The sequence below is a fragment of the Pseudomonas sp. LBUM1660 genome, assembly GCF_059695935.1.
The window spans coordinates 2,851,676-2,873,607 of the sequence record NZ_CP166795.1 but is presented as its reverse complement, the minus strand read 5'-3'; the positions used below and the strand labels follow the sequence as shown (position 1 = coordinate 2,873,607).

The window sequence follows — 21,932 nt, the reverse complement described above, 5'->3', positions numbered from 1 at the left end:
CAGACTCGGTTCAGCGGTCATCCTCGCGAATGGACGAAGGATGCCGGCACATCGCGTCGATCTCGATCGACATGTACGGAAACAGCGGCAATTGCATCAGCAAGTCGTGCAGCTCCTGAACACTGTCAACGTCGAAGACGCTGTAATTGGCATAGTGCCCGGCGATGCGCCACAGGTGACGCCACTTGCCTTGCTCTTGCAGGCGCTGGGCCAGTGCTTTTTCATCGGCCTTGAGCTGAGCGGCGAGCTCCGGGTTGATGTCGACCGGCAGGTTCACGGTCATTTTTACGTGGAATAGCATGATGCTCTCCTCAGGCTTGATGAACAGAAGTGGAGGTTTTGTCGCGCCGGAAAAACGCCACGCGGTCTTCATCCAGGCTCAGGCCAAGGCCCGGTGTTTGCGGCACATGCAGCGCAAAATCGCGATAGACCAGCGGCTCGCTGAGCACGTCTTCAGTCAGTAGCAACGGGCCGAACAGCTCGGTGTCCCAGGCCAGTTTATTCAGGGTGATAAAGGCATGGGCCGAGGCCAGCGTGCCGATCCCTCCTTCCAGCATAGTGCCGCCGTACAGGCCGATACCGGCGGCTTCGGCGATGGCGGCGGTCCTGAGCACGGCCCGTGGCCCGCCGTTCTTGGCGATCTTCAGGGCGAACACCGACGCGGCGCCTTCGCGCGCCAGATTGAAAGCGTCTTCCACGCACTCGATGGATTCATCGGCCATGATCGGCGCCGGGCTCATGGCGTTCAGGCGCACCATGCCGGCGCGGTTGTTGCGCGAGATCGGCTGTTCGATGAGGTCGATGCCGTTGCTGCCCAGTATCCGGCAGGCGCGCAGTGCGACTGCCTCGTCCCAGGCCTGATTGACGTCGACCCGCACACTGGCGCGATCGCCCAGGGCTTTCTTGATGGCAATGACATGGGCCAGGTCGCCGTTGACTTCGCCGGCACCGATTTTCAGCTTGAAGATCCGGTGGCGGCGCAGGTCGAGCATTTTTTCCGCTTCGGCGATGTCCTTGCCAGTGTCGCCGCTGGCCAGGGTCCAGGCCACCGGCAGCGCATCACGAACGCGACCACCCAGCAACTCGCTGACGGGCAGCCCAACGCGTTTGCCCTGGGCGTCGAGCAACGCGGTTTCAATACCTGATTTGGCAAACGTGTTGCCACGGATGCTGCGCTCCAGGCGCAACATCGCCGCATTGATATTGCCGCTGTCCTCACCGATCAGCAGCGGCGCGAAGTGCTTGTCGATGTTGGTCTTGATGCTGTCCGGGCTTTCATTGCCATAGGCCAGGCCACCGATGGTGGTGGACTCGCCGATGCCTTCGATGCCATCGGCGCAGCGCACGCGGATGATCACCAGGGTCTGTTTCTGCAGGGTGTGCATGGCCAGCTTGTGCGGGCGAATGGTCGGCAGATCGACGATGATCGTCTCGATCGATTCAATGGCAGTTGCACGCATGTCGATACCCGTCAGGTTCTTGAAGTTCTGAAACGGATTCTCATACGGCTTTTTGCCTAGGGCCAATATAGAATTGGTCTGGCTCGATACCTTAAAGGTATCCAACTACTCAATGCCTGGAGGCACCATGGAATTGCGTCACCTGCGGTATTTTCAGGTCGTGGCTCAAACCCTCAACTTCACCCGCGCCGCCGAACGGCTGCACATTGCCCAGCCGCCCCTGAGCCGGCAGATCCAGCAACTGGAAGATGAACTCGGGGTGTTACTGCTCGAACGCGGCCGCCCGCTGAAGTTGACCGAAGCCGGGCGTTTCTTCCATGAACGCTCCACCGCCCTGCTCGAACAACTGGCCAAGGTTTGCGACAACACCAAACGCATCGGTCTAGGGGAAAAAACCTGGCTGGGCATCGGTTTTGCGCCATCAACGCTGTATGGCGTGCTGCCGGAACTGATTCGTCGCCTGCGCAGTGGCGAGCCTCTGGAGCTTGAGCTCGGGCTTTCGGAAATGACCACGCTGCAACAGGTGCAGGCGCTCAAGGCCGGGCGCATCGACATCGGTTTCGGGCGGATCCGCATCGATGACCCGGCGATCATCCAGACGGTATTGACCGAAGACCGGCTGGTCGCCGCCCTGCCCGCCGGCCACCCGCTGCTGGCCGGGCCGATCAGCCTGCGCCAACTGGCCAAGGAACCCTTTGTGCTGTACCCCGGCAATCCGCGCCCCAGCTACGCCGATCATGTGATTGCACTGTTCGAGTCCTACGGCGTGAGCATCCAAGTGGCGCAATGGACCAACGAACTGCAAACAGCAATCGGTCTGGTGGGGGCCGGGATCGGGGTCACGCTGGTGCCCGCGTCGGTGCAGTTGCTGCACCGCGACGACATCGGGTTCACGCCGTTGCTGGAAGACAATGCGACCTCGCCGATCATTCTCAGCCGACGGGTGGGCGATGTGACGCCGGGGTTGAATCATTGCTTGAAGATGATTGATGAGTTGCTGCCCCGCTAACCGGCAAAGGCCCGACGCCCGGCACGCAGTTCGGTGCGTAATTCGCCAACAAAGTCGGAGATCGCGCGAACGCTGGTCAGCTTGGCGGGCGATACGCAGGGAATCAGCAAATCGATGCGCCCGGTGGCCCGGTCGTACACCTTGATCCGCAACAATCCATTGGGACTCACTGTGCAATCGCAGGAAAGCGGCTTAAAACCGGACTCTACTATGTTGCAAAGGACTGAAATGGGAACCATGACTGACGCCTCCGTGGCGTGGGATCGTATTCGACCCGTTCAGGATAGATCCACTTTCGCCCGCCTGCGTCAGCCTCACCTCACAATATGTGTTAGCTGCTTCTCATTTTGCTGAGGTTTTAATCAGCATCAGCGTCCCAGAGCCAGTTCCATATGCCCGGTAACTTCACGGTTTGGTCACTGTCGGTCACGGTACGCGCCAATGCCGCCCGTTGCAGCGCCGCCGTGTCATCGTAAAACGGCTTTTGTGCCACCGTCACCCCGGTGGCACGCGCGCTGTCGAGCAGGATTTGCAGGTATTCGCGGGCATGCCGGGCGGTATAACGATTCAGGTCGTGGAAGGTCACCACGACAGGCACCACACCTTCCACCGTCGGCAGTTCGCCCAGCGCAATGCGTTCGCGAACTTCCGACAGTTGCCGCAGCATGTTGGCCCGCCGCCGGGGGCTGGCGTTGAAGCCCCAGATTTTGCCGTCATTGGCGCTCAGGTCGGTCAGCAACAGGTGCATGCCGTGCCGCTGATAGGCGGCGAACACACGTTTGTCGTAATTCCAGAACGGCGGGCGCACCAGGGTGGGCGGTGCGCCAGTGATTGCGGCAATGTCAGCACTGCCCTTGCTCAACGATTGCTCAAGTTCTTCCGGGCTCAGCGAGCGGTGATTGGTGTGCGAGTGGGTCGCGGTGTGGAAACCCAGCACATGTCCTTCAGCCTGCTCCCGGTGCATGACCCCGCGTCCGATGTCACTGTCACCGGCCCGTGGCGCGCCTGTCTGCACGAAGAACACCGCTTTGATCCCCGGTTGCACCGGGTTCTGCGCGAGGCTGTCGAGCACCGTCATGCTCGGGTTCCAGAAACTTGACGCGCTGGGACCGTCGTCGAAGGTCAGCACAAAGCGGATCGGTGGCTGCGTGCGCAGACGCTGCTCGGTCTGCGGGGTCAGTTCGATCGGTGAAGCGATGCAGCCCACCAGCCCGACAGCGATGGCGAGCGCAGTGAGAACCTTGAACAACTGTTTCATGGTTTGCCTTGGGCCAGACCGTAATGGTCATCACGTTAAAACGGCAAAAACCCTTCGCCCATTGATCCCTTGTCAGCCCGCAGGTTGCTGAGGCCGAGGTTGGATCAGGGTACACAGTGTTTGGTTCCAGCGCTCACCCTCGTGGCTTACTGCGCCAGCGACTGCTGGAACGAGCTGTCGATAATCGGCGCTGTCGCTAATGCCGTTGGCAGCGCCTTGACCTTGAACAGGAAGTCCGCGGTGCTCTGCAGATCCTTGGCCGCCTGCGCATCGACCGGGCCGACGGTCATGTGGGCCTGACGCAGCCAATGGCGCGACACGTTCTGGTCGAGGTTGGCCTTTTTCGCCCAGAGATCGGCGTATTCGTCGGTGTGGTTGTCGACCCAGGCCCGGGCTTTTTTCAGGCGCACCAGGAAGTCGGCAATGGCTTCGCGCTTGCTGTCGATCGACGGCGTCGAAGCAGCGATGGCGCTCAGGCCGGGCATGAGGTTTTTCGCCGTGAGAATCGGTCGGGCGCCGGAGAACAGAATCTGCTGGGAAATGTACGGTTCCCACACCGGGAAGGCGTCGATGCTGCCTTGCGGTAGCGCGGCGGCGGCATCGATGGGCATCAGTTTGATGAAGTCGACGTAGTCTTCCGGTAGATCGGCTTTTTCCAATGCGCGCAGGGTCAGCTGCTGGCTCCAGGCACCCGGCCAGTAAGCGACTTTCTTGCCCTTTAGATCGGCAATGGTTTTGACCGGTGAGTCCTTGGGCACCAGCAAGGCGATGGTGTCGGGGTTCTGCCGTGACACGCCGATCAACTTTACCGGTGCCTGTTTGGCTGCCAGGAACAGGAAGCCGGAATCACCGAGAAAGCCCAGATCCAGGGCGCCAGTGTTGAGTGCTTCGGCCAGCGGAGCGGCGGCCTGGAAGTGCTTCCAGTCGACGGTATAAGGCGCCCCTTCCAGCACACCCGACGCTTCCACCGAAGCGCGAACGTTGTAGTAGTTCTGATCCCCGACGTGCAACACGACGGGTTCTGCGGCGTAGCTCAGTGGCGCGGCAAACAAGGCGCTGGTCAACAGACCGCGCAAGAATCGGGACAGGTTCATCGGGGGCTCCAGGAACGTTATTTGTATAGACCCTAACGCTCTTACAGCTCAGATTATAAATTCGATTTATGCATAAGCTCATGACCAGCAAACAGCGCTGTTGGCACAGCAACAGTGACTCATCAGACTGTTTTCACCCGTACAGCCAATCCCCTTGTCCTCGCCGCCAAAGCCCTGGAAAACCTGCAACTGCAAGACATGGCACAGAGCCTGCAATATTCCTTTTATGCAGGAAGCATTGGTAAAAAATAATTATTTGGACATAAGAATCTCACCGCCTTGCCCGGAGCTGTGCCATGAAACTGACCTTCCGATTTCCTGACTTTAGGTACCTGCTGGGTGCCTGCGCCTTGACCCTGAGCCTGCAACCCGTGGCGCAGGCCGCCGAAAGCGTACCGGCAGAAGTGCACTTGGACTACGCCTATTACTCGCCGGTGAGCCTGGTGCTCAAGCACTTCGGTTTCCTCGAAAAAGCCCTGCCACAGACCAAGGTCAGCTGGGTGTTGAGCCAGGGCAGCAATCGCTCGCTGGAATACCTTAACAGTGGCGGCGTCGACTTCGCGTCGTCCGCCAGCCTGGCTGCTGTGCTCAGCCGCGCCAACGGCAGCCCGATCAAATCGGTCTATGTGTACAGCCGCGCGGAATGGACCGCCTTGGTGGTGCGCAAGGATTCGCCATACAAAACCGTGGCGGACTTAAAGGGCAAGAAAATCGCCGCCACTAAAGGCACCGACCCGTACCTGTTCACCTTGCGCAGCCTGCAACAGGCAGGCCTGAGCAAGGACGATGTCGAGCTGGTGCATTTGCAGCATCCGGACGGTCGCACCGCATTGGAGAAAGGTGACGTCGACGCCTGGGCCGGCCTTGATCCGCACATGGCGGCCAGCGAAGTCCAGGCCGGTTCGCGCCTGTTGTATCGCAACACCCACTTCAACAGCTACGGCGTGGTCAGCGTCACCGACACCTACGCCAAAGAGCATCCGCAGACCATCGAAACCGTCTTGAGCGCCTATGAAAAGGCCCGGGACTGGGCGGTGAAAAATCCTGAGGAACTGGCGAAGTTGCTCGCGAGCGAATCCGGTCTGCCGCTGGAAGTGGCCAAGCTGCAATTGTCCCGCACCGACCTCAGCAGCCCGCAATTGACCGCCAGGGATGTGATTGCCTCCAAAGCCGCCGCACCGATTCTGGTCTCTGAAGAACTGGTCCGCCGTGGGGTGAATGTCGATCAGGTGATCGATCAGTTGATCGACACCGGCTTCAAGGAAACCGTGGCCCGTCAGTAACCATTGCCACTGTTGAAACCGAACCCGCGCCCGTCGCGGATTCGTCGTGACCGGAGAACCCCATGACCAGCAAAAGCAAAGAACTGCCCGCGAGCCTGACATTGCCTGCACCCCGCCGACTGAACGAAGCCTGGCAATTACGCCTCAAGGGCCTGGCGCTGCCGGTGCTGATCGTTCTGGTGCTGGAATTCGTCGTGCGTATCGGCTGGTTGCCGTCCTATCAGATGCCGGCCCCAAGTGAGATCGCGTTGACCCTCAGTGACCTGGCCGAGGGCGCATTGTGGAAACACATCAGCGCCAGTCTGTTGCGGGTGCTGCTCGGTTTCGCCATTGGCGCCAGCCTGGCCCTGGTGTTCGCCGCGTGGGTCGGTTTGAGCCGCGAAGCCGAAGCCTGGCTGGAACCGACGTTCGCCGGATTACGCTCGATTCCGAGCCTGGCTTGGGTGCCGCTGTTGCTGCTGTGGCTGGGCATCGACGAGACCTCAAAAATCGTCCTGATCGCCATCGGCGCATTCTTTCCGGTGTACCTCAACGGCGTCGCGGCGATCCGCGACATCGACCGCAAACTGGTGGAAGTCGGGCAAATGTACGGCTTCAGCCGGTGGCGCCTGATCCGGCGAATCCTGCTGCCCGCCGCCCTGCCCGGCCTGTTTACTGGACTGCGCAGCGGTATGAGCCTGGCCTGGATGTTTCTGGTGGCCGCCGAGCTGATCGCCGCCACCAAGGGCCTGGGCTATTTACTCAGTGACGGTCGCGAGACTTCCCGCCCGGACATCGTCCTCGCCGCGATCATCGTTTTGGCGCTGCTGGGAAAACTCAGCGACGGCATCCTCGCCGGCCTGGAGAAACGCTTCCTGTCCTGGCGCGACACTTTCAACGGCCAAAGCGCAGAGGATTGAGGCATGACCGACCACCTGCTGGACATTTGCGTCGAGCGCAAAACCTTCGCCGCCATTACGGTCCTCAAGAACGTCCATTTACAATTGCAGCCCAGGGAAACCGTCAGCCTGCTGGGTCCCAGCGGCTGCGGCAAAAGCACCTTGCTGCGGATCGTCGCCGGTCTGGAAAAGGACTTTCAAGGTGAGCTTCGCAACAACGCCGGGGAAGTCGCCTTTGTGTTTCAGGAACCCCGGCTGATGCCTTGGCTGACGGTTGAGCAAAACATCGGTTTCAGCGCCGACAGCCATTACGACAAGGCCTGGGTCGCGCAATTGATCGAAGAAGTCGGCCTCGGCGGTTTCGCTCATGCGTTGCCGAAAGCCTTGTCCGGCGGCATGGCGCAACGGGTGGCGATCGCCCGCGGCCTCTACTCGCGGCCACAGGTTTTGTTACTCGATGAACCCTTCAGCGCAGTGGACGCTTTCACGCGAATGAAACTCCAGGACCTGCTGCTGCAACTGGCCGAGCGTCACGCCATCGCCTTGCTGCTGGTGACGCACGACGTCGATGAAGCGCTGTACCTCAGTGATCGCGTCTTGGTGATGGACAATCGCCCGAGCAGCATTCGCCAGGAACTGGCTGTGGAGCTGTCACATCCTCGTGATCGGCGGCACCCGTTGCTCGCGCAATTGAAGGCGTTGTCGCTGACCGAGTTGCAGCGTGCCCATGTGATTTGAAGACTAAGCTGAACGCTCCAGCCAGCGCTTTCCAGCCAGAGGTCAGCCGATGTGCGGACGACTGTCGCAATACCGTGGCATTCACGACTTTGTCGCGGTGCTGAGCATCCCCGACGCGCTGATCAACCATGTCGGTGATGAACCCCTGGCCCGCTACAACGCCGCGCCCACCACTCAGCTCGCCCTGCTGCACCTTGAGCCTGACGGGTTGCACGCCGATTCGGTGCGCTGGGGATGGCGGCCGCACTGGGCGAAGGACCGGGCGCCGCCGATCAACGCCCGGGTCGAGAAAGTCGCTCATGGCCCGTTCTTCCGGGCGATCTGGCCGCACCGTGCGATCGTGCCGATCGACAACTGGTTCGAATGGGTGGATGCCGGCGACGCGACACGGCAGCCGTGGCTGATTCGCCGACGGGATCGGGCGCCGATCTGCTGCGCGGCGATCGGCCAGTTTCCCTCTGGTGGGAATGAGCAAAAGGAAGGCGACGGTTTCGTCATCATCACGGCGGACAGCGCTGGCGGCATGCTCGACATACATGACCGGCGTCCGGTGGTGTTGTCTGCAGAACTGGCACATGAATGGCTGGACCCGGCCACGCCCAAAGAGCGTGCCGAGCAGATGGTGCTAATGCAGGGTGAAGTCAGCGAAGTGTTCGAGTGGTATAGGGTCGATAAGGCAGTGGGAAATGTCAGGAACCAGGGTGCAATGTTGATTAATGAGCTAATTTAAATTGGATCCATTCCCGCAACTAAGTAACCGAACGACCTAAACGTTACACCGACTGTTTCACCGCAGAAACACTTGCCGGCATTCGGCAAAACGACGTATTAACCGCTTGTCTGACAAATGAATCATCGTACATACATTTAGTAACGCTAAAGTTAGCATGCGCGCCGCATTTCCCCTGGCATTACTCAATTGACCAAAGAGTCAATAAACAAGGAAATCCCTAAATCTAACAAGCATTGCAGAGAACTAAGTTGCGCGACGATCTTGTAATTAATCAAGTCAGCGGTCTGGACTGCGTGTACCTGTCGCTGACAGAACGCTATCAACTTGACTGTTTTATCGGGCAATACATAAAGACCCGAAACCTGCGTTCCATCCCCAATATCAACGACATCCTGCGTTCAACCCTCGCAACCTATTCCGGCAAGCCGCCGGTGATGGTCAACGAACTGAATGCCTGGATCGACAAGACGTTGGGCTATCGGGCCTCCCACCCGGATTTTCCGTCACTGGACGATCTTTGAAGTGATGCGCGGATCAGATCACCAATAGCTGAACGATTCGTACATCGCTGCACTCTGAAGAAGAGACCCATCAGGGTCTCTTTCTTTTTCAGCCTTCTCAATTCTGGACAGCGCCTGCACCGCAGATCTCTCTGAATCTCCTATTCAACGACTGAGCCAATGCCTTGGCTGACCTCAGGAGGAATACATGAGCGAACTCGTTCCCTATGCCGTGCACTATCTGCTCGGCGGCGTTCGTCAGCACTTTTTCAAGCTGGCCGAACAGTTCTCCGATGTGGACGCGATTCGTTCAGCCTCGGCGCATGCGTTTCCGCAATCCGACCGAAAGATCGCCGCACACGCCTCCCCCGAAACGGCTCGCTTGAGTGCTCAACGATTGGGTATCACGCAGATACGCTGGAATGAGGCGATCTGACGGCCTCACCTGCCCCGTTTGATCGCGAATTACTGTTCAATCAAGCACAGTACTTCAGGCACACCTGCTTTCGTGGCGAGGGAGCTTGCTCCCGCTGCGCTGCGTAGCGGCCCCAAGAATGTGGCAACTAATGCCGATTTTGTGAGTGCTTCGCACTCAAGCGGGAGCAAGCTCCCTCGCCACAGGTTTCTTGCTCGACTGAAGATCGTCTTGAGCTTGATAGCGGTGGGATATGCGGACCAGTCAGGGCTACAGCGGCGGCTCTTGGTCACGATCTGACAGTTCTTTACCATCGTCGGGGTGCTTCCAGTCCGGCGTCGAGCGCCTTTGCCGCTCAAGCTCGTCTTCGCTGGGCTCATCCTCATCATCCAGACCAGGACGTTTTGGTTCATTGGCCATACTCACCTCGCTTCCTGAAGAAATCCCCTATAAGCGTAGAACAGTTTCCAAAGCGCGACTCAAAGCCACCAACGCAGCCAAAAGAAAAAACCCATGCTCAACAACATGCTGAGCAAAGTGTTGCGGGTGTACAGCACCAACCCCACGGCCACCAGCGAACTGATCAGGTACGGGTTGTCCCACTGCAGATTCAGCTGTTTGTCCGGCATGAACACAATCGGTCCGCAGATCGCGGTCAACATCCCCGGCACGGCAAACCCGAGGAACTGCCGGGCATTGCTGCTCAAGCGCAGCGGCAGTCGAGGTTCAAGGAACACGTAGCGGTTCAGGAAGACGAGCACGCCCATCCCGAGAATCACAGCCCAGACCATCATGTGCGCCCCCCATGGAATTTGTTGCAGATGAAGCCGGCGGTCATGCCCGCCAACCCCGAGAGCACCAGCGCCGAGCCCCATTGCCAGTAGCTGAACAACACCGAACAAAACAGCGAAACCGCGACGCAGACCACTGTTGGGACGTTGCGCACCACCGGGGTGATCAGGGCAATGAAGGTCGCGGCGATGGAGAAGTCCAGCCCCAGGTGTTCGAGGCCAGGAATGCTGCTGCCCAGGACGATGCCGGCCAGTGTGAACAGATTCCAGGCGATGTAAAACGTCAGGCCCACGCCCAGGGCAAACCAGCGATTGAACTGCTGTTTGTCATGCTGGCTGGTCAGGGCGAACAGCTCGTCAGTGAGCAAAAAACCCAGCCCCACGCGCCAGCGGCCCGGCAGCGGTGAAATCACCGAGCGCATGCTCATCCCGTACAGCAAATGCTGGGAGGTCAGTAACAGCGTGGTCAGCAGAATCGAAAAGATCCCGGCGCCGCCCTTCAGCATGCCAATAGCGACCAATTGCGCGGCACCGGCAAACACGATGCTCGACAACCCTTGACCTTGCAGGGGCGTGAGATTGGCCTCAATGGCCATGGACCCGGCCAATAGCCCCCAAGGCGCAGTCGCCAGGGACAACGGCATGATCGCTACGGCGCCGCGAAGAAAGGCGTTGCGCGGCATGAGTGAGTTCGACATAACGCTCTACAACCAGGGGAAGACGCCACACTCTGCCAGCCGCGACGTTCAATGGCTTGAACAATCTTGCGCACTTGCGGGCAGCGCACGCCGAAGGGTTCTGAACCGCTGTAAATACAGAGAACCCGAGTACCATGGAGCCATTCGCCTAACGCGTCAGGGAGTCGACATGCTTTACCGGATCGCCGCCGATGGGCTGGTGCTGTTTCATTTGCTGTTCATTCTGTTCGTGCTGTTCGGCGGGCTGCTAGTGCTCAAATGGCGCCCGCTGATCTGGTGGCACCTGCCCGCCGCTGCGTGGGGCGTGAGCGTGGAAGTCTTCCACCTGATGTGTCCCCTGACTCAATGGGAAAACGTCATGCGCCAGGCCGCCGGGCAAACCGGTTACGGCGGTGGTTTCATCGAGCACTACGTGTGGCCGGTCATCTACCCCGCCGGCCTGACACCGGCGATTCAACTGGCGCTGGGCAGCGTGGTGCTGGCAATCAACGTCGTGGTCTATCTTCGGCTGATCAGGCGGTGGAAATTACGCCGGGCCGCCTGAAACACCCGCCGAGGATAGAAAATGCTGTCGATTGAAGACCTGACGTTGCTCGAAGCCATCCGCGAAACCGGCAGCCTGTCGCGGGCCGCCGCTCACTTGGGCAAAGCGCCTTCAACCGTGTCCTACGCCGCGCGGCAACTGGAGGAGCGCTTCGATGCGCTCCTATTCGATCGGCGTCGTTACCGTTTGCAGCTCACCCCCGCTGGCGAGTTGCTGGTGAACGAAGCGGCGCGACTGATGCAGGATGTCGCCCGGCTGACCCAACGGGTGCAACAAGTGGCCAATGGCTGGGAGAGTCGGCTGTGGATCGTCACCGACGAATTGCTCGAGTTCGAAGCCCTGATTCCGGTGATTCACGAGTTCGATGCGCTGGAGTCCGGCGTACCGCTGCGCATCACCCACGAAGTACTCAAAGGCGTATGGGAAGCCCTGCGCGAAGGCCGCGCGGACTTGATCATCGGCGCTACCAATGAGCCGCCGGCCATTCCCAGCCTGCGCTGGATGCAATTGGGGCAAATGGAATGGGTGTTCGCGGTCTCGCCCAAACACCCGCTGGCCAAGGCCAGGGAACCGATTTCACGGGCGATGGTGGCGCAGCACCGAGCGATTGTCGTGGCCGATTCATCCCGGGCCACGGAAGGCAGCACGTATGGAGTCTCCGGCGGCCAACCGGTCCTCGCGGTGCCGACCATGCGCGCGAAGATTCTCGCCCAGTGCGCTGGACTGGGCGTAGGCTGGTTGCCCCGGCATCGGGTCGGCGCGTTACTAAAAGACGGAACGCTGATGGAAAAACAGATGGCTGATCCGCGAGAGCCCAACATCCTGTACGCCGGCTGGCGCGGCGATCATGACGGCCGTGCGCTGGGCTGGTGGCTGGAAAAACTCAAGCAATCGTACCTGTCCACCCAATTGGTCCAGGGCAGTGACCGCTTCGTTTGAAGTCAGTTTGCGATGACGCTCATGTTGCGCCCACTGGCCTTGGCCACATACAACGCTTTGTCCGCAGCGCTGACCAGGTCGTCGGGCTGATCCTGCGAGGCCGGGTTGTAAGCGCAAACCCCCACGCTGACGGTCACCGTACCCTCCGCGCATTCGCTGTGTTCGATCCCGGCCTGCTGGACCGCACGACGAATTTTTTCGGCGACCAGAAACGCCCCCACATAGTCGGTGCCGGGCAGCACCACCGCGAACTCCTCGCCACCATAACGGGCGGCCAGATCGCCAGGGCGTTTGATGTTGTCCTTGATGATCGCGCTGATTTTGCGCAGACACTCATCACCCGCCACGTGCCCATAACGATCGTTGAAGCTCTTGAAGTGATCGACATCGATCATCAGCATGGCGAGGTGGGTCACCGTGCGCCGGGCCCGGCCCATTTCCGCGAGAATGAACAGATCGAACTGACGCCGGTTGGAGAGCCCGGTGAGTGCGTCTTCGAGCGCCAGCAATTCAAGGCTGCGGTTGACCTCGATGAGCTTTTCCTGGGCATCGAGCAACACGCTTTGAATGTGGTTCTGCTGCTTCATGAAGCGAATGAGGCGATAGCCGAGCCCTACCAGAAACACCAGCAGCAACAGCACGATGGCGGCACTGAGGATTGACTCCTCACGCCAGCCGGCAAGGACATCATCCTTGTCCAGCGCGGCAAAGATAATCAGCGGATAACCGTCGACCCGCCGAAACCCCACCACTCGCTCGACACCATCCACATAAGACTTGACGGTTGCCGTGCCGGAACTGCCCTTGGGCAACAGTTGCGTGAACAGCGGCCCCTTCGCGACGCTGGTGCCGACTTCTGCTTCGTTGAATGGCCGGCGAACGACGATGCTGGCGTCGTCGGCGATCAGGTTGATCACGCCGTTTTTGCCCATGTCGATGCTGTCGTACAGCCCGAGGAAATGGTTGAGGTAGATCGTTGCCAGCGCCACACCGGCGAAGCTGCCATCCGGATGATTGATCCTGCGTGACACGGTCATGATCCATTCGCTGGTCGAACGACTTTTGATCGACGGACCGATATGCGGGCCGCGGTCAGGATGATCGCGATGGTAAATGAAATATTCACGGTCGGAATTGTTCGCGCCGGGTATATCCGCACCGTTGGAATTGGCGATCCACCCCCCTTTTTCGTCAAATACGAACAAGCCATGGAGCTGAGTCAGCTCACTGCGCTGGGCGGCGAGCAAACGTCTGAATCTGGGCAACTGCGCCGGGGCCACGCCCTCGTTTTCGACGCGGTCCACCAAGGCAAACAGCAGCGTATCGGCTTGTTTGATCGACGACTGCGCTTGTGACGCCAAGGTCTGGGCGAGGTTGGACATCGTCACTGCTTTGTCATGCAAGTGGTACTGACGCGAGTTCCAGACTTCCCAGATCACAATGGCCGTCAAAGACAGGCACACGGCCACGAGCAAAACAACCGCGTAACGGACCCTGAGCCTGGACTCAATCTGCTCCGGCACCCAAGGCGCGGTGGGCCGGGTGTGTTCAATACGGTCGTTGATGGACGGGTGTCCCATGACGCTCCCTGAATCGTTATGACATGGCGAATTTTCCCGTTCGCCCTTTTAGCGCCATCCAGTCGTGTTTGACACTCGGACCGCTAGGCCCCACCAGAAACAAGATAGGCGATTCGCTCGCGTTCTGACGGGTTTGTGTGGGGGTGTCGAGGCCGCCCCACGGGATTTACTTCGGCGGCTGCTTCACCGCTTCAAGCCAGGCGGGATTCAACTGCGTCTGTTCGGTGTCGAGGCCCAGCGCTTCCATCCGCGCCTTGTGTTGCTCCATTTCCCGGCTCAATTGCCCATGGTCGCTGGAGTTGCCGTCCAGTTCGTGCATCTGGCTCAAGCCCAGATGGTAGAAACGCAGCAACTTCATGGCCGTCGGATCACCCGTCTCCACCGCCGCTGTCACCTGATGCATCACATTGGTGATGCTCATCAGGCTGCGCTTGAGTTGCCAGCCGTACACCGCTGGCGCCATCCAGGCCTGAGACCAGAATGTGCCGCGCATCAGCGCCGCCATCAGCAGCACCGCGACAAACACGCCGCCAACATTAAATCGCAGGTTGTCGCCCCCTGGCTCGCCAAACAACGCCACCGCCGCGGTGGACAGCACCATCGCCAGCGCCAGGAATATCAGCGCAATAATGACCGTGCTGCGCCGCGTCTGCTTTCGAAAGAGTTCGGCGTTCATCGGCTGGATTTCGAACATCGTGACGGGGTTCCTTGCATCAATGGTAAAAGGATCGGTGAGCGAAAAGACTGCGGGGCATTATCGCCCCTGTGCAGGATTTAGCTATGCTGGGTGTCTCTTCATCTTTTCATCGTCACCTTGGAACATGGCGATACAGCGCAGTTCGTGCCATCTTCTTTCATGGATACACACTATTCGGATGCCATTCGCCTGTATGAACAGCATCGTTTTAAGGATCATTGAATGACCCAACGACAAGTAATCAACGCCTCCGTCAGCCCTAAAGGCAGCCTGGAAACCCTTTCTCAATGTGAAGTACAGCAACTGAGCGAAGCCGGATCCGGCAGCACTTACACCTTATTCCGCCAGTGCGCCCTGGCCATCCTCAACACCGGCGCCCACGTTGATAACGCCAAGACCATCCTCGAAGCCTACAAAGATTTCGAAATCCGCATCCACCAGCAGGACCGCGGTGTACGCCTGGAACTGCTGAATGCCCCGGCCGACGCCTTCGTCGACGGTGAAATGATCGCCAGCACCCGGGAAATGCTGTTCAGCGCCCTGCGTGACATCGTCTACACCGAAAACGAACTCGATGCCCAGCGCATCGACCTGAGCACGTCCCAAGGCATCAGCGACTACGTCTTCCACCTGCTGCGCAACGCGCGCACCCTGCGCCCGGGTGTCGAGCCGAAGATCGTGGTGTGCTGGGGCGGTCACTCGATCAACACCGAAGAATACAAATACACCAAGAAAGTCGGCCACGAACTGGGCCTGCGCAGCCTCGACATCTGCACCGGTTGCGGCCCTGGCGTGATGAAAGGCCCGATGAAAGGCGCGACCATCGCCCACGCCAAGCAACGCATCCACGGTGGCCGCTACCTCGGCTTGACCGAGCCCGGCATCATCGCCGCCGAAGCGCCTAACCCGATCGTCAACGAACTGGTGATCCTGCCGGACATCGAGAAACGCCTGGAAGCCTTCGTCCGCGTGGGCCACGGCATCATCATTTTCCCGGGCGGCGCCGGCACGGCCGAAGAGTTCCTGTACCTGCTCGGCATCCTGATGCACCCGGACAATGCCGGCCTGCCCTTCCCCGTGGTCCTCACCGGGCCGAAACATGCCGCGCCGTATCTAGAGCAACTGGACGCGTTTGTCGGCGCAACGCTGGGTGACGCCGCGAAACAACACTACGAGATCATCATCGACGACCCCGCAGAAGTCGCGCGCCAGATGACTCAAGGCCTCAAAGCGGTCAAACAGTTCCGCCGCGAGCGCAATGACGCGTTCCATTTCAACTGGCTGCTGAAAATCGACGAAGGCTTCCAGCGCCCGTTCGACCCGACCCACGAAAACATGGCCAACCTGAAACTCAGCCGTAACCTGCCACCTCACGAACTGGCGGCCAACCTGCGCCGCGCGTTCTCCGGCATCGTCGCCGGCAACGTCAAGGACAAGGGCATCCGCCTGATCGAAGAACACGGGCCTTACCAGATCCGTGGCGATGCAGCGGTCATGCATCCTCTGGATCAACTGCTCAAGGCCTTCGTTGCGCAGCACCGGATGAAACTGCCGGGTGGCGCGGCTTATGTTCCGTGTTATCAGGTGGTTGCATAACAAAGCTAATGTGAGCCGTAACCTCGCGAGCCGGCCTTGTGGGAGCGAGGCTGCTCGCGATGAGGCTGGCACATCCAACATTGATGCTGCTTGATCGACCGCCATCGCGAGCAGGCTCGCTCCCACAGGTTGACGGGTACATCGGGGGTAAACCTGGTCAGCCCGAAGGCCGCCAAGGTCAACCGCCCTGATTGCCACACGCCGCAAACTTGCTGTAATCCAGTACCTTCTGCGTACCACTCGAATCCAGATACGTCATCCGCGCATTCACAATTCCGCAATTCGCCCCGCCGTCTTCTACAGTAGAAATCACCTTCTTGATATCCAGCTGGGTACTGTGGGCCTGAGCATCCGCATGGGCCGAAAACGCTGCAACGTTCAGGACAGCAAAGAAGCCAGCGGCAACCCGTTTGTTCCAGTTCATGATGATGTCCTCTAAGTCGATGGGCAGTGGAGCGAGGCAAGTCGTCCTGTCTCGATGGAACCCATTTAATCGGCCTGAGGTATCCGCCATGTGTCCTAAAACCGGGACTATTAAGGCGTAAGGTGTCACACAAGGCACCCGATACAGTGAGATACAAAGGCCGGCAGGCAGGCAGGCAGGCAGGCAGGCGCGGCGCGGCGCGGCGCCCTAGAATGCGCGACAGGCGAATAACAAGAGGGTTGAGCAATGGAACACGTGAACCACATCCTGATCGTCGATGACGATCGCGAGATCCGCGAACTGGTCGGTAATTACCTGAAAAAGAACGGCCTGCGCACCACGGTGGTCGCCGATGGCCGACAGATGCGCAGCTTTCTTGAAACCAACACCGTGGACCTGATCGTGCTCGACATCATGATGCCCGGTGATGACGGCCTGCTGCTGTGCCGCGAGCTGCGCTCGGGCAAGCACAAAGTCACGCCGATCCTGATGCTCACCGCACGCAACGACGAAACCGACCGCATCCTCGGCCTGGAAATGGGCGCCGACGACTACCTGACCAAACCGTTCGCCGCCCGCGAATTGCTGGCGCGGATCAATGCCGTGCTGCGCCGTACCCGGATGCTGCCGCCCAACCTGCTCATCACCGAAAGCGGCCGGTTGCTGGGTTTCGGCCGCTGGCGCCTGGACACCACCGCCCGCCACTTGCTGGACGAAGACGACACGATGGTTGCACTCAGTGGCGCCGAATACCGCTTGCTCCGGGTATTCCTCGATCACCCGCAGCGAGTGCTCAGTCGCGACCAGTTGCTCAACCTTACGCAGGGCCGCGACGCCGACCTGTTCGACCGCTCCATCGACTTATTGGTCAGCCGTCTGCGCCAACGGCTGATGGATGATTCCAGGGAGTCGACCTACATCAAAACCGTACGCAGCGAAGGCTACGTGTTCTCCTACCCCGTGGAGTTGCTCGGCGCGCCGTGAAATGCTCCCTTTGATGACCATAGGGGTTTTTGTATCCGTCTGTATAAGAACCCCGATCCGATACGTAGATGCCGATTTCAGCGCGTTCAAACACACATCACCGATACACCCGAGCGTTTAACTGTGTTCACCGGATAGCAGCTGCTACCGCCCCACACACACTCAAGCGCTCGGAGAATCACCCATGTTCAACTTCTCGAAAGTCTCGTCCCTGGCACTCGGTCTGGCACTGGTTGGCGGCCTCGGTCTGTCGAACCTGGCATCGGCCAATACCGTCAACGTTGCGTCCCACAGCCAGATCCAGCAACTGTTGGTGGAAGGTGGCTCGGACCGGTTGCAACAGAATCGTGTGGCTGAAGGTGGTTCCGATCGCCTGATCGAGAACCGCGTCGCGGAAGGCGGCGCTGATCGTCTGCAAGAACAGCGCGAACGTGTCGCGTCGATCAGCCCGAAGAATGCCGTACAAGGGGGTGTGGTGGTCGCGGAGAATCGCCCTGAGTTCGGTTCGAAATATCAGCGCTACTGATCAAGCTCTACGAACCGGCAGAGATCAAATGTGGGAGCAGGCTCGCTCCCGCAGTTATTTAGTGTTTACAACGCCCCTAAATCCTCAAGTTTGACGAAATGGTCCGACAAATTCTCGGGACAGTTGAATGAGCGCGTACTAAGATTTGCACCTCATTCGATCAAGGACGATTCATGAAGCGCATTGCCGGTTGCCTGCTGTCTTTCCTGACATTCACTGCGGTGGCGGCCGATTTGAACCTGCTCACCGACAACCATCCGCCCCTGCATTTCCAGCAAGGCAACACAATGGTGGGGTTTGGTGTCGATGTGGTGCAGGCGCTGGCCGAAAGCGCCGGAGACCGGGTGCATCTCCAACAAGTCCCTTTGCTGCGCGCCTTGCGTGTCGCCACCACAGAGCCTGCCACTGGCGTATTTACTGTGTTGCGCACCGCCGAGCGCGATGGCCAATACCAGTGGGTCGGCCCGTTGATGGAAGTGGAAACGGCGCTCTATTCCGCCAACGGCACCCAAAAACCGGTGCACAACTTGCAGGACGCCGGCAGCCTGGGGCGCATCGTCGTCCCGCGAAAATGGCTGGTTTACAGCTATTTGCAGAAACAGGGTTTGAACAATTTATACGGCGTGGAAACGCCCGAACAAATGATGCGCCTGGCGCGCCTGGGTCGTACCGAATTCGTGGTGGCGGACACCCTCTCCATCACCACCCTGGCGCGGGAAGAAGGCCTGGCGCCCAGTCAGTTGCATTATCAAATGCCACTGATGAAGCAAGGCACCTACATTGCGTTTTCCCCGCTCACCGATGCTCATCAGGTGGCGCGCTGGCAGCAGGCGCTGGATGAGATGAGACGCGACGGACGGCTCGAACAACTCAAGCAGCGTTGGCTCAGCGACACCACACCCCGCTGACAGTGGATCAACGCGCTCGATATCAACTATGCGCAAGGGTGTTTTTTCATCGCGACGCTCCAGCACTACAGTGGCCACATCTTCTCCCCACACTACTGGAGCAACATCATGAAAAGCATCATTGGTCTTGGTTTCGCCCTGTCGGTTCTTGGCGCAGCATCCGCCATCGCTGCCCCACATGCCACCTCGCAAGTCGTTGCGGCAGCCAAAGTCAGCCAACCGGCAACACTGAACGTGAACACTGTCGGCGCTGATCACAAAGACAGCCAGGCCAGCAAACTCTACGTCGCTGAAAACCGCCCTGAGTTTGGCTCGAAGTATCAGCGTTATTGATTAACAGCTTTGCGCTGCTTGAAACAGGAAACCCCGGGTAGATCCGATCTACCCGGGGTTTCTTCGTATCAGGTAATCACCGCTACGGACGGGGGATTCAATAAGGTGACGATCCAGCACCGAGGTTTGTGACGCGCCCGCAGAAATCGGGATCTTTCGTCGTAGGGTTTTCTCGCAAGCACTGCTCTAAGCTCAAGCAAGCGTGTGCTTGCAGGCTGATTTTTTTACCGGCCAGGAGAATGGCGATGATGCTCGATACGATTAACTTCACCCCGTGGTCCGCGTTGGCCGGTGGTGCGCTGATCGGCTTGGCGGCGAGCGTGATGATCGTAGCCAATGGACGGGTTGCCGGGATCAGCGGATTGCTGGGCAGCCTGATGTCACCCGACGATTCCGGTCGAGGTGAAAAAGCCTTGTTCATCCTCGGGCTACTGGTCGCCCCCCTGCTATGGGCGTTGTTTCAGGTATGGCCGACCATTGAATTCAAGACGGGCGCCGTGGGGCTGATCATCGCTGGATTGTGTGTCGGGATCGGCACCCGATATGGCTCGGGATGCACCAGTGGCCACGGGGTGTGCGGCATCTCGCGACTGTCGCCCCGTTCCATCGTCGCGACGTTGAGCTTCATGTTCACAGGCTTTGTGACCGTGTTTGTGATGCGTCATCTGTTGGGATTTTGAGCATGAAAAAACTGACCGCTTTCCTCGCCGGCCTGGTGTTCGGCATCGGCCTGCTATTGGCCGGTATGGCCAACCCGGCGAAGGTGCTGGGGTTTCTCGATATCACCGGTCGATGGGATCCCTCCCTGGCACTGGTGATGATCGCTGCCATTGCGGTGGCCTGGGCGCCGTTTCATTGGGCGATGAAACACCCCACCTCTTTGCTGGGCGCTCCGATGCAATTGCCGGTCAGTCGTGAACTGGATCGACGCTTGATCGCTGGCAGCCTGCTGTTCGGGGTCGGTTGGGGCATTGCGGGCATCTGCCCCGGGCCCGCGCTGGTGTTATTGCCAACCGGGCATTGGCAAGCCTGGGTATTTGTCATCGCAATGTTCGCGGGGATGCTGATCTTCAAAGTGCTGCAGGCGCGCCACTGAGTCACCGTAGATCGTAGACTTTGGCGGCGCAGGTGCTGCCAAAGTCTACGATCGTGTTCGCGCTTCAGGCCGCCAACTGGCCGCTGGCAATCGCCGCCGACGCTGCCAGCATGGCTCGCAACAACACCGCACACCCAGCTGCCAGATCATCCGGCGCGGCGTTTTCGATTTCGTTGTGGCTGATGCCGCCTTCGCACGGTACGAAGATCATCCCGGCCGGGCCGAGTTCGGCGAGGAAGATCGCGTCGTGCCCTGCTCCGCTGACGATGTCCATGTGCGACAGCCCCAGGCCTTGGGCAGCCCCACGTACCGCGTCGACGCAGCCCTTGTCGAAGTACAGCGGCGGGAAGTCCGCGGTGGGTGTCAGTTCGAAGGTCAGGCCGTGTTCCTCGCAGGTGGTTTCGATGACTTCATGGACTTCGGCGATCATCGAGTCCAGGCGCGCCGGTTCCAGATGACGGAAGTCCAGAGTCATGCGCACTTCGCCGGGGATGACGTTGCGTGAGCCGGGATAGGCTTGCAGGCAACCAACGGTGCCGCAGGCGTGCGGTTGATGGCCGAGGGCAGCGCGGTTCACTGCGCCGACGATCACTGCGGCGCCAACCAAGGCATCCTTACGCAGGTGCATCGGCGTCGGGCCGGCGTGGGCTTCGACGCCACGCAGTTTCAGATCGAACCATTTCTGGCCGAGGGCGCCCATGACGATACCGATGGTTTTGTGTTCGTCTTCGAGGATCGGGCCTTGCTCGATATGCGCCTCGAAATAGGCACCGACGGCATGGCCGCTGACCTTGCGTGGGCCGGCGTAGCCGATGGCATTCAACGCTTCGCCAACGGTGACGCCCTCGGCATCGACCTTGGCCAGGGTTTCTTCGAGGGTGAATTTTTCCGCGAACACGCCGGAGCCCATCATGCACGGGGCGAAGCGCGAGCCTTCTTCGTTGGTCCAGACCACCACTTCCAGCGGCGCCTCGGTTTCCACGCCGAGGTCGTTGAGGGTGCGCAGCACTTCGACGCCGGCCAGTACGCCGAAGCAGCCGTCGAACTTGCCGCCGGTGGGTTGGGTGTCGATGTGGCTGCCGGTCATTACCGGCGGCAGGTTCGGATTGCGCCCGGGGCGACGGGCGAAGATGTTGCCGACGGCGTCGATGCTGACGGTGCAACCGGCCTCTTCGCACCAGTTGACGAAGATGTCCCGAGCCTGACGGTCCAGATCGGTCAGGGCCAGGCGACAGACGCCACCCTTGACCGTGGCACCGAGTTTGGCCAGTTCCATGAGCGACTGCCACAAGCGGTCGCGGTTGATGTGCTGATGGGTGGACTGCAGAACGTCTACAGCAGCGTTCATGGTGATCTCCTCAGGCAGTTCTTAGGAATTTTTTCAGGCAATTTTTGGGGCGTCTGGAAGGCCGTCTTCGCGAGCAAGCCCGCTCCCACAGGGGAATGCA

General features: G+C 59.7%; 28 protein-coding genes. 16 read left to right on the top strand and 12 right to left on the bottom strand.

Translation table 11 applies throughout. The annotated features are described in order from the left end of the window. Positions 1-10: 10 nt before the first annotated feature. Both catC and ACA068_RS13605 read right to left on the bottom strand, forming a co-directional pair. On the bottom strand, positions 11-301 hold the full coding sequence (gene catC, locus ACA068_RS13610) for a muconolactone Delta-isomerase (RefSeq protein WP_497310288.1): 291 nt from the start codon (positions 299-301) through the stop codon (positions 11-13). A gap of 10 nt (positions 302-311) precedes the next feature. Continuing rightward, on the bottom strand, positions 312-1,460 hold the full coding sequence (locus ACA068_RS13605; RefSeq protein WP_497310287.1) for a muconate cycloisomerase family protein: 1,149 nt from the start codon (positions 1,458-1,460) through the stop codon (positions 312-314). Between the two features lie 127 nt (positions 1,461-1,587). Here ACA068_RS13605 and ACA068_RS13600 point away from each other — a divergent pair, with 127 nt between their 5' ends. Continuing rightward, positions 1,588-2,469, top strand: a complete 882-nt coding sequence (locus ACA068_RS13600) for a LysR family transcriptional regulator (protein WP_497310286.1) — start codon at positions 1,588-1,590, stop codon at positions 2,467-2,469. On the opposite strand, the gene ACA068_RS13595 is transcribed toward ACA068_RS13600, so the two are convergent. The 3 genes from ACA068_RS13595 to ACA068_RS13585 form a co-directional block, all read right to left on the bottom strand. Beyond that, complete coding sequence (locus tag ACA068_RS13595) at positions 2,466-2,708, bottom strand: DUF1652 domain-containing protein (protein WP_497310285.1); 243 nt, start codon at positions 2,706-2,708, stop codon at positions 2,466-2,468. The two genes, ACA068_RS13600 and ACA068_RS13595, sit on opposite strands and share 4 nt — an antisense overlap. Before the next feature lie 119 nt (positions 2,709-2,827). After that, a complete protein-coding gene (locus tag ACA068_RS13590; protein WP_497310284.1) occupies positions 2,828-3,727 on the bottom strand; it encodes a polysaccharide deacetylase family protein in 900 nt (299 codons plus the stop codon). Positions 3,728-3,873: 146 nt separating this feature from the next. Beyond that, a complete protein-coding gene (locus ACA068_RS13585; protein ID WP_497310283.1) occupies positions 3,874-4,821 on the bottom strand; it encodes an ABC transporter substrate-binding protein in 948 nt (315 codons plus the stop codon). Positions 4,822-5,117: 296 nt separating this feature from the next. Between ACA068_RS13585 and ACA068_RS13580 the strand changes: the two genes are divergently transcribed. The 6 genes from ACA068_RS13580 to ACA068_RS13555 all read left to right on the top strand — a co-directional run bounded on the left by ACA068_RS13580 (position 5,118) and on the right by ACA068_RS13555 (position 9,389). After that, entirely contained in the window at positions 5,118-6,104 is a 987-nt protein-coding gene (locus ACA068_RS13580; RefSeq protein WP_497310282.1) for an aliphatic sulfonate ABC transporter substrate-binding protein, read from the top strand. A 62-nt stretch (positions 6,105-6,166) separates the two neighbouring features. Continuing rightward, entirely contained in the window at positions 6,167-7,003 is an 837-nt protein-coding gene (locus ACA068_RS13575; RefSeq protein WP_497310281.1) for an ABC transporter permease, read from the top strand. A gap of 3 nt (positions 7,004-7,006) precedes the next feature. Further along, positions 7,007-7,720 carry an ABC transporter ATP-binding protein gene (locus tag ACA068_RS13570; RefSeq protein ID WP_497310280.1) on the top strand — a complete coding sequence of 238 codons (714 nt, stop codon included), beginning with the start codon at positions 7,007-7,009 and terminating at the stop codon, positions 7,718-7,720. Positions 7,721-7,769: 49 nt separating this feature from the next. Continuing rightward, entirely contained in the window at positions 7,770-8,450 is a 681-nt protein-coding gene (locus tag ACA068_RS13565; RefSeq protein WP_497310279.1) for an SOS response-associated peptidase, read from the top strand. A gap of 251 nt (positions 8,451-8,701) precedes the next feature. Then, positions 8,702-8,974, top strand: a complete 273-nt coding sequence (locus ACA068_RS13560) for a hypothetical protein (RefSeq protein WP_497310278.1) — start codon at positions 8,702-8,704, stop codon at positions 8,972-8,974. Positions 8,975-9,161: 187 nt separating this feature from the next. Further along, entirely contained in the window at positions 9,162-9,389 is a 228-nt protein-coding gene (locus ACA068_RS13555; protein WP_497310277.1) for a DUF6555 family protein, read from the top strand. Between the two features lie 249 nt (positions 9,390-9,638). On the opposite strand, the gene ACA068_RS13550 is transcribed toward ACA068_RS13555, so the two are convergent. Genes ACA068_RS13550 through ACA068_RS13540 form a run of 3 tightly spaced genes read right to left on the bottom strand, consistent with a single transcriptional unit; the run spans position 9,639 to position 10,857 of the window. Then, complete coding sequence (locus ACA068_RS13550) at positions 9,639-9,788, bottom strand: hypothetical protein (RefSeq protein ID WP_497310276.1); 150 nt, start codon at positions 9,786-9,788, stop codon at positions 9,639-9,641. A gap of 59 nt (positions 9,789-9,847) precedes the next feature. Then, positions 9,848-10,159, bottom strand: a complete 312-nt coding sequence (locus tag ACA068_RS13545) for an AzlD domain-containing protein (RefSeq protein WP_497310591.1) — start codon at positions 10,157-10,159, stop codon at positions 9,848-9,850. Further along, positions 10,159-10,857 (bottom strand): AzlC family ABC transporter permease, encoded by a 699-nt coding sequence (locus ACA068_RS13540; protein ID WP_497310275.1) that lies wholly within the window; start codon positions 10,855-10,857, stop codon positions 10,159-10,161. The genes ACA068_RS13545 and ACA068_RS13540 overlap by 1 nt, the downstream gene beginning before the upstream one ends. 169 nt (positions 10,858-11,026) lie before the next feature. Between ACA068_RS13540 and ACA068_RS13535 the strand changes: the two genes are divergently transcribed. Continuing rightward, positions 11,027-11,401: a DUF2784 domain-containing protein gene (locus ACA068_RS13535; RefSeq protein ID WP_497310274.1), complete on the top strand. Its 375-nt coding sequence runs from the start codon at positions 11,027-11,029 to the stop codon at positions 11,399-11,401. A gap of 21 nt (positions 11,402-11,422) precedes the next feature. Further along, a complete protein-coding gene (locus ACA068_RS13530; RefSeq protein WP_497310273.1) occupies positions 11,423-12,340 on the top strand; it encodes a LysR family transcriptional regulator in 918 nt (305 codons plus the stop codon). A 2-nt stretch (positions 12,341-12,342) separates the two neighbouring features. Here ACA068_RS13530 and ACA068_RS13525 read toward each other — a convergent pair whose 3' ends face one another. Beyond that, positions 12,343-13,920: a sensor domain-containing diguanylate cyclase gene (locus ACA068_RS13525; protein WP_497310272.1), complete on the bottom strand. Its 1,578-nt coding sequence runs from the start codon at positions 13,918-13,920 to the stop codon at positions 12,343-12,345. 166 nt (positions 13,921-14,086) lie between these two features. After that, entirely contained in the window at positions 14,087-14,614 is a 528-nt protein-coding gene (locus ACA068_RS13520; RefSeq protein WP_497310271.1) for a DUF3087 domain-containing protein, read from the bottom strand. A gap of 225 nt (positions 14,615-14,839) precedes the next feature. Here ACA068_RS13520 and ppnN point away from each other — a divergent pair, with 225 nt between their 5' ends. Then, complete coding sequence (gene ppnN / locus ACA068_RS13515) at positions 14,840-16,213, top strand: nucleotide 5'-monophosphate nucleosidase PpnN (protein WP_497310270.1); 1,374 nt, start codon at positions 14,840-14,842, stop codon at positions 16,211-16,213. Between the two features lie 178 nt (positions 16,214-16,391). On the opposite strand, the gene ACA068_RS13510 is transcribed toward ppnN, so the two are convergent. After that, a complete protein-coding gene (locus ACA068_RS13510; RefSeq protein ID WP_497310269.1) occupies positions 16,392-16,637 on the bottom strand; it encodes a DUF2790 domain-containing protein in 246 nt (81 codons plus the stop codon). A 246-nt stretch (positions 16,638-16,883) separates the two neighbouring features. Between ACA068_RS13510 and ACA068_RS13505 the strand changes: the two genes are divergently transcribed. From ACA068_RS13505 to ACA068_RS13480, 6 genes are all read left to right on the top strand, one after another. Then, the gene (locus ACA068_RS13505; protein WP_497310268.1) at positions 16,884-17,621 is read left to right on the top strand and encodes a response regulator; all 738 of its coding nucleotides are present in this window, start codon (positions 16,884-16,886) and stop codon (positions 17,619-17,621) included. 184 nt (positions 17,622-17,805) lie between these two features. After that, positions 17,806-18,147 carry a hypothetical protein gene (locus ACA068_RS13500; protein WP_497310267.1) on the top strand — a complete coding sequence of 114 codons (342 nt, stop codon included), beginning with the start codon at positions 17,806-17,808 and terminating at the stop codon, positions 18,145-18,147. A gap of 173 nt (positions 18,148-18,320) precedes the next feature. Next, complete coding sequence (locus ACA068_RS13495) at positions 18,321-19,055, top strand: substrate-binding periplasmic protein (RefSeq protein ID WP_497310266.1); 735 nt, start codon at positions 18,321-18,323, stop codon at positions 19,053-19,055. Between the two features lie 108 nt (positions 19,056-19,163). Further along, positions 19,164-19,388, top strand: coding sequence for a hypothetical protein (locus ACA068_RS13490; RefSeq protein ID WP_497310265.1), 225 nt, complete (start codon positions 19,164-19,166; stop codon positions 19,386-19,388). Between the two features lie 245 nt (positions 19,389-19,633). Beyond that, positions 19,634-20,068, top strand: coding sequence for a YeeE/YedE family protein (locus ACA068_RS13485; protein WP_497310264.1), 435 nt, complete (start codon positions 19,634-19,636; stop codon positions 20,066-20,068). A gap of 2 nt (positions 20,069-20,070) precedes the next feature. Next, the gene (locus ACA068_RS13480; RefSeq protein ID WP_497310263.1) at positions 20,071-20,484 is read left to right on the top strand and encodes a DUF6691 family protein; all 414 of its coding nucleotides are present in this window, start codon (positions 20,071-20,073) and stop codon (positions 20,482-20,484) included. 64 nt (positions 20,485-20,548) lie between these two features. Here the strand turns inward: ACA068_RS13480 and ACA068_RS13475 are convergent, their stop codons facing one another. Then, positions 20,549-21,832 carry a Zn-dependent hydrolase gene (locus ACA068_RS13475; protein WP_497310262.1) on the bottom strand — a complete coding sequence of 428 codons (1,284 nt, stop codon included), beginning with the start codon at positions 21,830-21,832 and terminating at the stop codon, positions 20,549-20,551. Between the last annotated feature and the right edge of the window lie 100 nt (positions 21,833-21,932).

Bases quoted from the DNA above. Each gene is read 5' to 3' on its own strand.
- catC (WP_497310288.1), bottom strand. From the start codon at position 301: ATGCTATTCCACGTAAAAATGACCGTGAACCTGCCGGTCGACATCAAC.
- ACA068_RS13605 (WP_497310287.1), bottom strand. From the start codon at position 1,460: ATGCGTGCAACTGCCATTGAATCGATCGAGACGATCATCGTCGATCTG.
- ACA068_RS13600 (WP_497310286.1), top strand. From the start codon at position 1,588: ATGGAATTGCGTCACCTGCGGTATTTTCAGGTCGTGGCTCAAACCCTC.
- ACA068_RS13595 (WP_497310285.1), bottom strand. From the start codon at position 2,708: ATGGTTCCCATTTCAGTCCTTTGCAACATAGTAGAGTCCGGTTTTAAG.
- ACA068_RS13590 (WP_497310284.1), bottom strand. From the start codon at position 3,727: ATGAAACAGTTGTTCAAGGTTCTCACTGCGCTCGCCATCGCTGTCGGG.
- ACA068_RS13585 (WP_497310283.1), bottom strand. From the start codon at position 4,821: ATGAACCTGTCCCGATTCTTGCGCGGTCTGTTGACCAGCGCCTTGTTT.
- ACA068_RS13580 (WP_497310282.1), top strand. From the start codon at position 5,118: ATGAAACTGACCTTCCGATTTCCTGACTTTAGGTACCTGCTGGGTGCC.
- ACA068_RS13575 (WP_497310281.1), top strand. From the start codon at position 6,167: ATGACCAGCAAAAGCAAAGAACTGCCCGCGAGCCTGACATTGCCTGCA.
- ACA068_RS13570 (WP_497310280.1), top strand. From the start codon at position 7,007: ATGACCGACCACCTGCTGGACATTTGCGTCGAGCGCAAAACCTTCGCC.
- ACA068_RS13565 (WP_497310279.1), top strand. From the start codon at position 7,770: ATGTGCGGACGACTGTCGCAATACCGTGGCATTCACGACTTTGTCGCG.
- ACA068_RS13555 (WP_497310277.1), top strand. From the start codon at position 9,162: ATGAGCGAACTCGTTCCCTATGCCGTGCACTATCTGCTCGGCGGCGTT.
- ACA068_RS13550 (WP_497310276.1), bottom strand. From the start codon at position 9,788: ATGGCCAATGAACCAAAACGTCCTGGTCTGGATGATGAGGATGAGCCC.
- ACA068_RS13545 (WP_497310591.1), bottom strand. From the start codon at position 10,159: ATGGTCTGGGCTGTGATTCTCGGGATGGGCGTGCTCGTCTTCCTGAAC.
- ACA068_RS13540 (WP_497310275.1), bottom strand. From the start codon at position 10,857: ATGTCGAACTCACTCATGCCGCGCAACGCCTTTCTTCGCGGCGCCGTA.
- ACA068_RS13535 (WP_497310274.1), top strand. From the start codon at position 11,027: ATGCTTTACCGGATCGCCGCCGATGGGCTGGTGCTGTTTCATTTGCTG.
- ACA068_RS13530 (WP_497310273.1), top strand. From the start codon at position 11,423: ATGCTGTCGATTGAAGACCTGACGTTGCTCGAAGCCATCCGCGAAACC.
- ACA068_RS13525 (WP_497310272.1), bottom strand. From the start codon at position 13,920: ATGGGACACCCGTCCATCAACGACCGTATTGAACACACCCGGCCCACC.
- ACA068_RS13520 (WP_497310271.1), bottom strand. From the start codon at position 14,614: ATGTTCGAAATCCAGCCGATGAACGCCGAACTCTTTCGAAAGCAGACG.
- ppnN (WP_497310270.1), top strand. From the start codon at position 14,840: ATGACCCAACGACAAGTAATCAACGCCTCCGTCAGCCCTAAAGGCAGC.
- ACA068_RS13510 (WP_497310269.1), bottom strand. From the start codon at position 16,637: ATGAACTGGAACAAACGGGTTGCCGCTGGCTTCTTTGCTGTCCTGAAC.
- ACA068_RS13505 (WP_497310268.1), top strand. From the start codon at position 16,884: ATGGAACACGTGAACCACATCCTGATCGTCGATGACGATCGCGAGATC.
- ACA068_RS13500 (WP_497310267.1), top strand. From the start codon at position 17,806: ATGTTCAACTTCTCGAAAGTCTCGTCCCTGGCACTCGGTCTGGCACTG.
- ACA068_RS13495 (WP_497310266.1), top strand. From the start codon at position 18,321: ATGAAGCGCATTGCCGGTTGCCTGCTGTCTTTCCTGACATTCACTGCG.
- ACA068_RS13490 (WP_497310265.1), top strand. From the start codon at position 19,164: ATGAAAAGCATCATTGGTCTTGGTTTCGCCCTGTCGGTTCTTGGCGCA.
- ACA068_RS13485 (WP_497310264.1), top strand. From the start codon at position 19,634: ATGATGCTCGATACGATTAACTTCACCCCGTGGTCCGCGTTGGCCGGT.
- ACA068_RS13480 (WP_497310263.1), top strand. From the start codon at position 20,071: ATGAAAAAACTGACCGCTTTCCTCGCCGGCCTGGTGTTCGGCATCGGC.
- ACA068_RS13475 (WP_497310262.1), bottom strand. From the start codon at position 21,832: ATGAACGCTGCTGTAGACGTTCTGCAGTCCACCCATCAGCACATCAAC.